General features: G+C 43.3%; 11 protein-coding genes. 4 read left to right on the top strand and 7 right to left on the bottom strand.

Annotated features, from left to right (window positions below; genetic code table 11):
- The first annotated feature begins 4 nt into the window (after nucleotides 1-4).
- The 4 genes from HDC92_RS04515 (at nucleotide 5) to HDC92_RS04530 (ending at nucleotide 9704) form a co-directional block, all read left to right on the top strand.
- Complete coding sequence (locus HDC92_RS04515; RefSeq protein ID WP_183872594.1) at nucleotides 5-3226, top strand: UvrD-helicase domain-containing protein; 3222 nt, start codon at nucleotides 5-7, stop codon at nucleotides 3224-3226.
- Between the two features lies 1 nt (nucleotide 3227).
- Complete coding sequence (locus HDC92_RS04520; protein WP_183872596.1) at nucleotides 3228-6083, top strand: PD-(D/E)XK nuclease family protein; 2856 nt, start codon at nucleotides 3228-3230, stop codon at nucleotides 6081-6083.
- A 157-nt stretch (nucleotides 6084-6240) separates the two neighbouring features.
- On the top strand, nucleotides 6241-7227 hold the full coding sequence (locus tag HDC92_RS04525) for a pyruvate dehydrogenase complex E1 component subunit beta (RefSeq protein ID WP_183872598.1): 987 nt from the start codon (nucleotides 6241-6243) through the stop codon (nucleotides 7225-7227).
- Between the two features lie 149 nt (nucleotides 7228-7376).
- Nucleotides 7377-9704 (top strand): Tex family protein, encoded by a 2328-nt coding sequence (locus tag HDC92_RS04530; protein WP_183872600.1) that lies wholly within the window; start codon nucleotides 7377-7379, stop codon nucleotides 9702-9704.
- Between the two features lie 142 nt (nucleotides 9705-9846).
- Here the strand turns inward: HDC92_RS04530 and HDC92_RS04535 are convergent, their stop codons facing one another.
- From HDC92_RS04535 to HDC92_RS04565, 7 genes are all read right to left on the bottom strand, one after another.
- Nucleotides 9847-10488, bottom strand: coding sequence for a DUF6266 family protein (locus tag HDC92_RS04535; protein ID WP_183872603.1), 642 nt, complete (start codon nucleotides 10486-10488; stop codon nucleotides 9847-9849).
- A gap of 149 nt (nucleotides 10489-10637) precedes the next feature.
- Complete coding sequence (locus tag HDC92_RS04540) at nucleotides 10638-10892, bottom strand: helix-turn-helix domain-containing protein (RefSeq protein WP_183872605.1); 255 nt, start codon at nucleotides 10890-10892, stop codon at nucleotides 10638-10640.
- Complete coding sequence (locus HDC92_RS04545; RefSeq protein ID WP_183872607.1) at nucleotides 10889-11212, bottom strand: helix-turn-helix domain-containing protein; 324 nt, start codon at nucleotides 11210-11212, stop codon at nucleotides 10889-10891. Before HDC92_RS04545 ends, HDC92_RS04540 begins: the two co-directional genes overlap by 4 nt.
- Nucleotides 11209-12255, bottom strand: a complete 1047-nt coding sequence (locus HDC92_RS04550) for a hypothetical protein (protein ID WP_183872609.1) — start codon at nucleotides 12253-12255, stop codon at nucleotides 11209-11211. The genes HDC92_RS04545 and HDC92_RS04550 overlap by 4 nt, the downstream gene beginning before the upstream one ends.
- Before the next feature lie 92 nt (nucleotides 12256-12347).
- Entirely contained in the window at nucleotides 12348-12608 is a 261-nt protein-coding gene (locus HDC92_RS04555; RefSeq protein ID WP_012781251.1) for a hypothetical protein, read from the bottom strand.
- Between the two features lie 25 nt (nucleotides 12609-12633).
- Nucleotides 12634-13236, bottom strand: a complete 603-nt coding sequence (locus HDC92_RS04560; RefSeq protein ID WP_255484451.1) for a MauE/DoxX family redox-associated membrane protein — start codon at nucleotides 13234-13236, stop codon at nucleotides 12634-12636.
- On the bottom strand, nucleotides 13217-13924 hold the full coding sequence (locus HDC92_RS04565) for a hypothetical protein (protein WP_183872611.1): 708 nt from the start codon (nucleotides 13922-13924) through the stop codon (nucleotides 13217-13219). Before HDC92_RS04565 ends, HDC92_RS04560 begins: the two co-directional genes overlap by 20 nt.

Consider the following 13924-nt stretch of genomic DNA (forward strand, 5'->3'; position numbering starts at 1 on the left):
CTTAATGCCTCAACAGCCATTAAAAATATTACAAGCATCTGCGGGATCGGGTAAAACGTTCAGTTTAACAGCCCATTATTTAACCCTGCTTTTATCAGGTGAAAACAAATACCGGGAAATTCTGGCGGTAACTTTTACCAATAAGGCTACCGAAGAGATGAAAAGCCGGATACTGGATGTATTGCAGGGCTTTGCTACCGGGGATGAAAAATTTAACAGTTACCGCAATATTGTCCTGAATGCAAATCCGACATTAAACGCAGATCGGTTAAAAGAAAAAGCAGATAAGATTTACCGTAAAATCCTGCACGATTACAGTCGCTTTTCAGTAAGTACGATTGATGGTTTTGTGCAGAAAGTGATCCGTGGTTTTGCGTTTGAGCTGGGACTGGATGCCGGTTACAGTCTGGAAATGAACTATGATAAAGTGAAAGATGACCTGGTAGCTAAGCTGGACGAAGCCCTGGATCATAACAGGCAACTGTTACAGTGGATCATTGACCTTGCTATTGAGCGGATTAATGACAACAAAAGCTGGAACTATAAAACAGAGCTCTACAACCTGATCGGGGAAATATTCAAGGAACGTTTCCAGGTTTTTGAAGAGGCTATTGAAGCATTTGGCGACGATGGCATTGACGAGCTGTTTAAGCAGTATATCAGCATCACCAAAGCCGCCACCAAAAGTTTTGAAGAAGAGCTTACCAATCTGGCCATACAGGCGCAGGAGGTATTTAACCAGTTTGGCGTAGAAAAAGAGCATCTCAATAAGAAATCGGTCAGTCCGCTGGCTAAGATCCCTTTGGTCATTAACGGTGATTTTTCCAAAATAGAATCCCTGTTCAACTATATAGATGAACCGGAGATCTGGTTTCAAAAAAACACCAGTCTGGACGAAGTTTACCAGTTGCTGAACCCTATATTAAAAAACATAAAGGATTATTATTTAACCCATTTGCCCAATTATACCCTGGCCATTGCTTTTAGTAAAAATCTATATTATCTGAGGCTGATGCAGGAAGTAGCGTCCCTTTTAAAAGTTTACCGGCAGGAGAATGACAATTTGCTGATCAGTGATGCACAAAAGCTGATTACAGGAATTACAGATGATGCAGGAGATAACCCCTCTTTTATCTGGGAAAAGGTAGGTACCCGGTACCGGAATTTTTTATTCGATGAATTTCAGGATACTTCAACAAGTCAGTGGAACAGTTTCCGCTCATTACTCACCAATGCTATTGCTACGCCAACTGAAGAATTTATTGACCATTTAATTGTTGGGGATACCAAGCAGTCAATTTACAGATGGCGTAATGGCGACTGGAACATTTTGCACCGGCAGGCGAAGTTTGACATTGGTGCCGGTCGCGTGCTGGAAGAAAGCCTGGAAGAGAATTACCGGAGTGCCGAGCATATCATTACTTTCAACAATTACATTTATAAAAAGATCCCGGATTTGCTTCAGGAGGAGTTGAACCAGGGTTTGGATGGAAAGCCGGAAGAACTGAAGAACTGGTGGCAGGAGCAGCATTTTGATCGGGTCATTACTGATATATACAGTACCTCTACGCAGCAGTTTGCCCCTAATACCGCTATCGGCGGAACAATAAAACTCAGAAAAATCGGAAAAGAGGATGCTCCTGAAGAACTGCGTTTTACCGAAACCATATTCAGGGATATCTCGCTTAACGAAATCATTGTAGAAATTGGCCGGTTAAAGTCGGAACAGGGGTATGTGGCAAGAGATATCGCCATACTTGTCCGGTCAAATACTGAAGCCATTACTACGGTTAAAAAACTGATGGATCAGGGTATTGATGTTATTTCGGGAGAAGCCTTACTGATTGCCAACAACCTGGCAGTTCAGCTCATTGTTGATACAATGAAAGCATTAATTGGCCTGGATGCAGAAACAGCCTTGTATAAGGCCAATTGTATCGCCTTGTACAATTCATTAAGGAATGTAAGTGCCGATGCCAATCATTATCTTAACCTTAACCATACCTCATTTAGTAGCTTAAGCGCAGTATTGCCGGCGTCTTTATGTGCAAGCTGGCAAAGCTGGATGCAGCTGCCATTGCCAGAACTTGTTGAAATTCTGATGGAGAGCTATGGACTGAGCCGTATGGAAGCACATCTTCCCTATCTGCTGGCTTTCCGTGACCTCGCGGGTAATGCCACAAGGCTTGGAGAAAAGGGAATTGTCGCCTTTTTAAACTGGTGGGATGAAGAAGGGATAAAAAAATCCCTGCCCTCTCCGGAAAGTGCAGATGCCATACAAGTGATTACCATACATAAATCTAAGGGGCTTGCTTTCAGAGCCGTTTTTATTCCTTTTTGTAACTGGGAAATTAAAGGAAAAGCGAATTCCATATTTTGGGTTTCAGCAGAAGAAACGGCATTTAAGGCCTTGCGGGGCATACCTTTAAAATACAATGAATCACTTGGTAACTCAGCGGTGGCAAAAGCCTATTATGAAGAGCTGTTGTATAACCATATGGATGCTTTAAACATGCTTTATGTAGCTACTACGCGGGCACGTGATTATTTGTATATCGCCACTATGGCTAAAAAGGACCCGGCCAGGCTCGGCACGATAGGTGATGTACTGAACAGGACTTTTGAAAATGATTTTGATGAAAACAACACTTATGAAATTATTGACGAAGTGCCGGCAAAAGAAGCACCGAAGAAAAAGGTAAAAGAAATAGAACTTGACCATTATCCAACCACCAGCCGGCTGGCAGAACTGTATGTTGCGGAGCAGGAACAGCATGCAAAACATATGCTGAATATTCAGAAATCAGGCAGGAGAGGCTCATTGCTGCACGATGTGCTGGCAAATGTGGCGAATACAGAAGAAGTAGATAACTACCTTGAAGGCCTGGCGCTGGAAGGCCTGATCCTGGAAAAAGAAAAAGCTGAACTCCGCAATTCGGTGCTGGAGGTTTTGAATCATGCCGACCTGCAGGCCATATTGAATAAAGCAACCCAAAGCATTACAGAAAAGAGCATCATAGATGCAGAAGGGAAAATGCACCGTCCTGATCGTGTGTTGATCAGTGCTGATGAAGTGATTATTCTGGACTATAAGTTTACCCTGCAGGAGTCGCAAGAACACATCACGCAGGTACTGAATTATAAAACCCTGTTTACCAGAATGGGATACAGCAAGGTAAGTGGTTATTTGTTTTATGCCGTAACCAAACAACTTAAATCTATTTAGTATGAAGCCATTTTTACAGGAGGTAGCAGCAGATCTGGTCGCAAGGTTTGGCGATGGCTTACAACATTGTGCAATTGTTTTTAACAACAAAAGACCGGCAGCCTATTTACAGAAACACCTGGCCGACCTGATAAAAAAGCCTTTTTTTAGTCCCTCTTTTTTTACGGTTCAGGAGTTTTTTGCTAAATGGACCAATTACAGGATAGCCGATTTTTACATACAGTTTTTTACGTTGCATAAAATTTATAACCAGCTGCTCAAAGAAGAGGGGATGGAAAGCATTTCGGGGAATAAATTTTTTCCGCTGGCAAAAATTATATTGGCTGATTTTGCACAGATAGATATAGATCTGGTTGATGCGGATAAAATTTACCGGGACCTGGAAGACATATCTGTCATCAATAAAGATTTCGATTATTTAAGCCCTGAACAATATCAATATCTGTCGCAGTTCTGGACTTCCTATTCTCAGGGGAAACACAAAAGACAGCAGGAACTTTTTATAAAAATGTGGCGCAGAATGCCTAAACTTTATCATCAGTTTCATACTGCATTAAAGGAACAGGGTTTTGTAACCAATGGCGCAGTTTACAGGGGGCTGGCCGAAGGTAATGCCGGAGAACAAAATTTTATAAAGGGATTTGATAAGGGTAAAATCATTTTTGCTGGCTTTAATGCACTTAGTAACGCAGAGGCTAAGGTTTTTGTGAACTTACAGAAAGCCGGCAAAGCGTTGTTCTATTTTGATGCAGATAGCTATTACCTGGATGATCCGTTACAGGAAGCCGGGCTGTTTTTACGAAAAAATATTTATCAGCTGGGAATTAAAAACGTTTTTGAAAATAACCCCAGTTTAATCCGTACCGAAAAACACTGCGTTGACGTGTATAGTGTACAGGGGCAGACTGCACAAGCGAAGATTCTGAACAATATTTTAAAAGAGGACTATGCAGATGAGGCAGAAAGCCAGTCTGTTGTTGTGGTTTTGGCCGATGAGAGCCTGCTGATCCCTACTTTGCAAACCATACCAACAAACCATAATGGCCGGGAGCTGGAACTGAATGTCACTATGGGTTTTGCATTGGCGGCTTCAGGTGTATATGGGCTTATAGATCTCTGGTCGGGCTGTCAGCTGGAAATTCAGCAGACGGGGCGGTTGTCCTATAAGAATGTTGAGGCTTTCCTGACCCACCCTTTAACGGGGCTGAGACAAGCGATGCGGGATAAGATCAATACCGCGTTGCTGGCAGAAAAGGAAATAGAAGTGCCTTATACAAGATTGGTTAATCAGAAAGGACTTTTTGAGGTTTTCTTTAAAAAGCTGTTGCATGCCGGCGAAGTAATGGAACAGTTGCTCGAAGTGATGAATTTTGTACTCGCAAGGCTGTCCCATGCGGGCAATTTAAAAAAAATAGATGCTGAATTATTTGCAAAGGCCATTCAGGAGCTTAACAGGTTATACGATACTTTTGGTAAGCATGTTGACCATGAAGAAATCCCATTCATTATCTCATTGGTGCAGAAAGCAGTTATGGGGCTGGCAGTGCCGCTTTCCGGCGATCCTTTAAAAGGCATACAGGTAATGGGTTTACTGGAAACAAGAAACCTGAATTTTGACAAGGTAGTGATGCTGGGTTTCAATGAAGGGATTGTCCCCAAATCCTCAGTCGGGAATAGTTTTATTCCGGATAGCATCCGGCGTGTTTACGGCCTTCCTGTGCTGGAAAATCAGGATGCCATTTCTGCTTATATGGTTTACAGGCTTATTCAGCGTGCATCTGATGTAAGTTTTGTTTACAATAGTCTTACTGATGATGCTACATCCGGTGAACCCAGCAGAATTTTAAAACAGCTGGCCTACGAAAGTGGATTTGAGTTTAATTACCATACGCTGGATTTAAATGTAAGAACAGAGCCCCTTAAAGAAATCACAATTAAAAAAGAGGGCAATGAAGCCATACAACAAGGTTTGCAGCGATACCTCAACAAGCAAAAGACGCTTTCGCCGTCGGCGCTAACCCAGTATATCCTCAATCCAATCGATTTCTTTTTCAATTATATCGCAGGTATTAAGGAACCCAAGGAGATCAGTGCGGTTGTAGAGGCCAATGAAGTAGGTTCTATTTTGCACAAGGTGATGGAATATTTTTACAAAGATTGTATCCGTCAGGAAATCACATTGCCTTTGCTAAAGGAAAAGCGTAAAAAAATTCCGGCACTGACACAGAAAGCTTTTGCTGCAGTTATATTTAACAATCCTGAAAAACAAGCAGAATTTAAGGGGATGCAGAAAGTGATCCTTGCGATTGTTGAGGCTTATGTAAATATTATAGTAAGCCAGGATGAGCGCCAGACCCCCTTTATGATTGAAAGCCTTGAGCAGTGGGTGGAGGCAGATATCAGTTTCCCGCTTGGAGGAAGGGCAGCCAGCATCAGGATAGGGGGCATTATAGACAGGGTAGATCTAAAGGACGGTATTACAAGGATCATCGATTATAAAACCGGGAGCGACAAGCTGAATTATAAAGACATTCCTGAATTGTTTAATACGGATGGGAAACACATCAATAAGGCGCTGATCCAGACCTTGCTTTATACCTATATTTACGAGCAGTTTTCTGGTAAAACCGCAGTTGAGCCAAATTTATATGTGGTTAAAACCATGAGCCAGGAGGGGGTATGGTTTAAGTCGGGCAGGCAAAGCCTGTCTGGTTCTTACCTGGAAGAAGTGAAGCCAGAGTTCTTATCGGCCCTAAAAGAAAAGCTGACAGAATTATTTGAGGCTCCCTATTTTAAATCTTCCATTATTGAGGACAATTATAAATACTCCATTTATAAAACATTATTTGGTAAGTAGCCTGCAAAGAATAATTAAATCTATACAGTTTAATCCCCTTGCAAAACATATATTTCCGGCCCTAACGCTTTGTTTTTAAAGCTTTCAGCAATATGGATAAACTTGCATTTGAATGCAATTTTATCTAAGTTTGCCCCAGTAAATATTTGAATATACAATGAGAGAGATTCAATTTAGAGAAGCTTTGCGTGAGGCCCTTAGCGAAGAAATGCGTAAAAATGAAAACGTTTTCCTTATGGGCGAGGAAGTTGCGCAATACAACGGCGCTTATAAGGTTAGTCAGGGCATGCTTGATGAATTTGGCGATAAACGTGTAATTGATACACCGATTGCTGAACTGGGTTTTGCCGGGATTGCCATAGGTGCTGCAATGAACGGATTGACTCCGGTTGTAGAGTTTATGACTTTTAACTTCTCTTTGGTTGCTATTGATCAGATCATTAACGGTGCAGCTAAAATGTTGTCTATGAGTGGCGGACAGTTTCCTGTGCCAATCGTATTCCGTGGCCCAACTGGTAATGCTGGTCAGCTTGGTGCACAGCACTCTCAGAATTTTGAGAACTGGTATGCCAACTGTCCGGGTTTAAAGGTTGTTGTTCCTTCAACACCTTACGAAGCTAAAGGATTGCTTAAACAAGCTATATTAGATCCTGATCCGGTTATTTTTATGGAATCAGAGGTGATGTATGGAGATAAAGGAGAGGTTCCTGAAGAAGAATATTACCTGCCAATTGGTAAGGCCAATGTAGTAAAAGAGGGATCGGACGTAACTATCGTTACTTTTGGAAAAATGCTTACCCGTGTGGTAAATCCTGCTGTAGAGGAGCTGACCAAGGAAGGCATCAATATTGAGGTCATCGATCTGCGTACTGTACGTCCTATCGATTATGCAACGATAATCGAGTCGGTGAAAAAAACAAACCGCCTGCTGGTGGTTGAAGAAGCCTGGCCTTTGGCTTCTATCTCGTCTGAAATCGCATTTAACGTTCAGAAAAATGCTTTTGATTATTTAGATGCACCTGTATTGCGTATTACCTGTGCAGATGTGCCTTTGCCTTACGCTCCTACACTGATTGCAGCAAGTTTACCTAATGCAGAGAAAGTAGTAAAAGCAGTAAAAGAGGTCATGTACCTGAACAAATAAGCTGTTGTTTCTTTTAAACACATTATGATATATTGATCCTGCCGGTAATACCGGCAGGATTTTTTATTAACATTATATTTATTTGAGATGTCAATTGTTAGAATTAATTTTGGCGGCAATTGTACGTTAGGATATCAAACAGAAATTAAATGAGCAATCATTCTAAAATCATTGCTGCTGAACTGGCAGTAACGGAAAAGCAGGTCATCGCTACTATTGAATTATTGGATGAGGGGGCAACGGTTCCCTTTATTTCACGTTACCGGAAAGAAGTGACAGGAAGTCTGGATGAAGTGCAGGTAGCAGGTATCCGCGATAGGTTCCAACAGTTAAGAGAGCTGGATAAACGTCGGGAAGCCATTTTAAAAGCCCTAACAGCGCTGGATAAACTTACACCTGAGCTGGAAGCACAAATTAATGCGGCAACCAATATTGCAGCAATTGAAGACATTTATCTGCCTTATAAGCCCAAACGCAAAACCAGAGCATCTGAGGCCCGGAAAAAGGGATTGGAACCCTTGGCGTTATTTATCCTGGAGCAGGCTAAAACGGATCCGGAAATTGAAGCAGGTAAATTTTTAAATGATGAGCTTGGGGTCGGATCTTTAGAAGATGCGCTTGCGGGTGCAAGGGATATCATTGCCGAATTGGTCAATGAAAATGCAGAGGCCAGAACTGCAATGCGGAATTATTTCCAGCAAAAAGCTGTATTTAAGTCTGCCGTAATTAAGGGCAAAGAAGAAGAAGGGATTAAGTATAAAGATTATTTTGACTGGCAGGAACCGTTAAAAAATGCGCCATCACACCGGGTTCTGGCGATACGCAGAGGCGAAAATGAGGCGATCCTGAAACTGGAGGCCATGCCCGAGGAAGATGGTGCCATCAGGATTTTGGAAAGCCAGTTTGTTAAAGGGAATAATGCCTGTGCAGATCAGGTAAAACTGGCTATACAGGATAGTTATAAGCGTTTGCTGGGGCCTTCGATGGAAACGGAGATCCGTAATCTTTCTAAGGAAAAAGCAGATGAAGAAGCCATTCGTGTATTTGCAGAAAATGCACGCCAATTGTTGCTCGCCGCCCCAATGGGACAGAAAAATGTGCTGGCTATAGACCCTGGTTTCCGTACAGGTTGTAAAGTGGTATGTTTGGATAAGCAGGGTAAATTATTGGAAAATGCAACCATATATCCACATACCGGACAGGGGAATGTTAAAAAAGCGGGCGACAAGATTAAGGAGCTTTGTGCCAAATATGAAATTGAGGCTGTTGCTATCGGCAATGGTACCGCGGGCCGCGAAACAGAAGTGTTTGTACGTGCGCTGAATATTCCGGGCATTGTAGTAGTGATGGTGAGTGAAAACGGGGCCTCCATTTATTCCGCTTCGGAAGTGGCTCGTGAAGAATTCCCTACACAGGACATTACGGTCAGAGGTGCTGTTTCCATTGGCCGCAGGTTAATGGACCCGCTGGCCGAGCTGGTAAAAATAGACCCTAAATCGATAGGTGTAGGGCAGTACCAGCATGATGTAGACCAGAACAAACTGCAGGCCTCACTGGATGATACGGTAATGAGTTGTGTGAATGCTGTAGGTGTGGAATTGAATACGGCCTCTAAACAGGTGCTTGCCTATGTTTCAGGCTTGGGTCTGCAGCTGGCACAAAATATTGTGGCTTACCGCAATGAGCACGGTGCATTCAAAAACCGTGAAAGTTTGAAGAAAGTTCCCCGTTTGGGTGATAAAGCTTTTGAACAGGCGGCAGGATTTTTAAGGATCAGGAATGCAGAAGCCGTATTGGATTCCAGCGGTGTACACCCGGAACGTTATGCATTGGTCCATAAAATGGCCAGGGACCTGAACTGCAGCATTAATCAGCTGGTAAAAGATCCGTCTTTACAGCAGCAGATTAAGCTACAGCAATATGTAAGTGACGATATTGGCTTACCAACCCTGAACGACATCATGAGCGAATTGGCTAAGCCAGGGAGAGATCCGCGTGAACAGTTCGAGGTGTTTAGTTTTACGGAAGGGGTAAATGAAATTTCCGACCTGAAAGTGGGTATGAAATTGCCTGGTATTGTTACCAATATTACAAATTTTGGTGCTTTTGTAGACATCGGTGTACACCAGGACGGCCTGGTGCATACCAGCCAGATCTCGGACAAGTTTGTGGCCAATGCCGCAGATGTGGTTAAGGTACATCAGAAGGTAGAGGTGACCGTGGTTGAAGTTGATGTGGCCCGTAAAAGGATTTCTCTGTCTATGAAAAAAGAAGTTGGCGCAAAACCTAAAAGCGAACAGCATAAGCAGGCTGATAAGGCTAAAAAGTTTGTGAAGACTAATGGATCTGCCCAACATAAAAAGCCAATAAAGCCGCAACACAGTCATAAAGGGGGGCAAAAGGAAAAGCCGCTGCCCGATGGTGACCTGCAGATGAAATTAGCGGCGTTGAAAAATATGTTTAAAACTGAAAAATAACCATTCTCTTCGCAGTCTGGAACAAGTTGCGCTGAAGAAGCGCAATTATTCCTAGGTCTGCTCAGAGAAGGTAATTTTTCTTTCAAAACAAAGGGGTTAAGCACTATGCTTAACCCCTTTACTTTTTAAGTCTAACCTTAACCTAAAGTACAATAAACGACCCTACATAAACCGAGTCACTTACCATTTTCCCATCAGCCGAGGCCATAGAAAAATAAGCCTCTACAGTGTCGCCCGAAAAATTACCAGGCAGCTGCAGGCTATAGGCCAGTGCCGATCTTACTGCTGCGCCCTGCAGCGTAACAAACTTGTCCTTATCCGGGTTATACACCATAAACGTAACCTTATCCGTAGGTTTTGCATTGGTGTCGCCGGTAACTGCAAGCCATGAATAATCCAGTTTAGCGGCTACGGTAATGTCAATTTCAGGGCTGTTTGGTAAATCCAGTTTACCCCGGCTGTACAGCACTTTGCTGTAATCGATGCTGAAATTTGGCGATACACCGGTAATCGCATGTTTCAGGTTGTAGCCTACACAGGCATTTACGGGCGTCATGCCAGCATCGTAGTCATCAAAACCCGGTTTTACCAGTTTACTGATGCGGCTTACCCAACTGGTTATCAAGCCAAACTTAAACCGCTGGTCCAGCATCAGCTGGGTTGGCGGTACAGATGATTTGTGGGGTTTAATGGCAAAGATGTTTTTTCCTTTAACCCAACGCCCAACGTTGTTGCCGGTTTTCCCGGTGAGGTCGCAAAACGGACCTGCAAATAGTTTTCCCATTTTAATAGGTTTTTAAATTTATAAAATCTGTTAATTGGTCATCCTTGCAAGTAGACAAGGGCAAACGTATTTACATCCTTCATAAAAACCTAACCATCAAGGCTTACCTGCCGGACATTGCCGAACATTTGCCGGAGCACCGGAAGCATTTACCCCTTCATCAGCTTCAACACACTGGCTTCCAGGTAAAAATTTACACTGCCGCGTTTTTTGCAAACCAGCTTACCTTTGCGTGCATATTCGTATAAGGTACGGTCTGATATGCGGAGCATTTGTTTAACCGTTGCACTATCCAGCCAATGCTCTTTTTCAGCAGCCTTTTTCATTTCCTCCAAATGTTGTTGCTGTTCTTTAAAATGCTGGCGCAGTAAGCGTTCAATGCGGAGTAAAATTGCTTTTGTCATTGCGCATGCCGTTCATACAGCTCAATCAGCCGGCCCTGCAACTTTACCAGCCTTTGCTCGGCCAGCAACAGCTCATCTTTAAGGCTGCAAATAAGGACTGCATTGGCATTTGTACCCGGTTCTTCATCATCCAGTAGGGCACCAGGGCTTAACTCAAAAAAAGTGGCAATGAGCGTTAATTTTGAAACGCTCAGATCCGTAAGGTCTGTTTCAATTTTGCTCATTGCCGCTGCTGATATGCCCAATGCTTCTGCCAGCGTATATTGCTTACAATTACGCTTTAAGCGCAGCCAGCGTATCTTTTCGCCCAGGGTTTTCATTCCGGCAATTCCAGTTCATACCTGGTCAGGTATTGCCCTGCCACTGCATACAAACTCTTTCCCAATACCTTAAAACTGCTTATGGGTACCTCCTTATATTTGGGCAGGTAAAACGAATAGCAGTAAACCTGTTTCTCCAGATCATACACATCAATTGCCGCACTTTTCCTGAACAAGGTCAGATCCTCATCCTTACCCATCAGTTTCGATTGTATAAACAAATATTTGCCCTGGTTTGAACAGTTTGCATTTACCATCAGGCTGGGCGAAGCAAAAGTGAAAGACTTTTCAGAACGTACCTGATCTACCTTAAAGCGGGCCGAATCAATCGGGTCTATGGTCTTTATTTTCTTTACCAGGTTCAGGTTCGTGTCTATCAGCAAGATCTCGTTGCGGTAATGGTACACATAGGTCAGCATGTGCAGCTGCTTGTTATACCTCAGCATGCCATCTGTACAAAACAAACCATCTACCTGCTTTTCAAATATACCGGTATTGCTCATGCTTTCTCCCCGCACACTTACCTTGCGCAAACTATTCGCCCGGGTATCCGTGTCAATAAAACGGAAAAACATCGTTTGTGTGCCCAAAGGTTGCAGCTGTGCAAAGTATGGGGCCTTTATATTATAAACCGATGCCTTCCAAACACCAGTACTGCCTTTCAGGATGCTGCGTTCCAAGCCATTGTACAGGTAAAAGGAGCTGGAATCTACATAAGCCTTATAACTGCCCTTTAACTTTACCTCCTGCCTGTTCAGCTCAAGGTTAATGCTTACTGTATCCCTTAACAAAGGCCCAACCTTCAGCAAATGGCCAATGGCCGTTCCGCTGGCCAGGTAAATGGAACTTCCAGCCTCACCGGCAATGTAATACGAATTGTATTTTATATCGATGGCCTTATGGCCTTTAACCACCCCAAGCAGGTTCCTTTTAAAGTTATAGGTAGCTGCACGCTGTTTAAGCGCATAGCGGATGGTCAGATACAGGACGGGTATAGATGATAAAATGGCAACGGCAACAAGCAAGTAGATAAATTTTTTCATAGGCTAATGGATTATGGGATATAAAGCAAGGTTTGGAATAAACAGCCCGCTATGCAGCGGGCCGTTTAAGGATGTCAACTAAATTGGGAGATCTAGTTTTGTCTGTACAGTGGAATGGTACAAAGCCCAGTCTCTGTATCCTGCAGGTAAGCATCGCCTCCGGCCAGCAGCTGGCAGGCATTGCCCGTGTAGTTTACATCACAGGTGCCAATTACATTGCCTGGGGTAGTACATTCACCCTGGTCATTGTAAGGCGATCCCAGTAAAACACTTGTTGTTGGTTTTGCAGTCGCAAATACAGTGCTTGCAACACATACGGCCGCAATAACGAATGTGAAAAATTGTTTTTTCATTTTGTTTAAATGATAAGATTAATGCCTACTCTGTTTTAATCAGGCTTTTCGGCTTCCACCTGTTCAACGCGCATTGAATATTTTTAAACCGCTTCGTCATCTCGAGGGAAGCGCAGCGACGAGAGATCTCTTGAACTATGCCTAAACAAGAGATCTCTCCCTGCGGTTCGAGATGACGTGTGCTAGCATCACGAAACCGGCGGTAAAACCCCAACCACAACCCTACAATCCCCAACCCCACAAACCCCACATTAAACCACAAATGCTCCGACCATTGCATCTGTTCCAAAACACCACCACAATGGCAAACCGGCCTGTCACTGAACTTCAAAATCGCTATGATGTACAAGCTAAATATCACCATCAACCCATAGCTGGCCCAAAGGGCCGGCAGTAAAGTCTTTCTAAAAGCCAAACCTGCAGCAATCAAAATCTCTACACCAGGCACAAGCAGTGCAATCAGCAAAGTAAAATCTGATAATATTGGCGATTGCCCCAGCTGCACCTTAAACTTCTGAAAGTCCCAAACTTTGCTAAATGCTGCATATAAAAACAGCAGCATAAACAAGTACCTGATCACATCGATCAACAGCAGGTACCAAAATCTTTTATTCAAAATCAATTTCATAACCTATAATTTTTTCTCTATGTCGCTTCTTCCGTTTCTTTTTCAACCCCGCATCAATCCATATCAGGTGTATCATGTAGGCAATGGTGGCTTTTACCTTCTGGTAGTCCTTTTCTTTGTTGATGTCAATGCCACAAACTGTGCTCTTGTTATACCTGGCATGCAGCCCCAAACCGTAAATCCCGTATAGTATCAGCGCCATTACTGCCCTAAAACATATTCCACTGCCGCTAAAATTCAAATCTGCTAAATTCAGCAGCTCTGCAGCTTCCCGTTCCCTGGCTTCCGAAATTTTGGTCAGTGTTTCACTTTCCACACTTATCTGCGCTAAAATTGCATGCTGCATATAATCGTTTTCCATAAAGGCCACAAAGTTGGCCTGCATCATTTCCATAAACATTCCCCGAACCTGCCTGCTCACTTTTTTATCTTTGCCATCCAGCCTGAATTTCTTAAAAAACGGGTTCCAGTAATCGTGCTCGCCAATGCCTCTGGTGGCAATTGCATCCAGGCCACCCAGTTCACGGCCTATGGTGCTGGGGTGTACACAGGCCAGCTCAGCCAGTTCTGCATTGGTCAAACCTCTAAAACCCAGTTTAAACACCCTGTCCCAAAAGGCCTGGTTTGCATTCCTGGCGGTTGCTACCGCATCCCTTAACCTGTTTACGGTCTTCTTTTTTCTTCCCAT

Origin of the sequence: Pedobacter sp. AK017 (genome assembly GCF_014200825.1) — a bacterium.
GTDB classification, from domain to species: Bacteria; Bacteroidota; Bacteroidia; order Sphingobacteriales; family Sphingobacteriaceae; genus Pedobacter; species Pedobacter heparinus.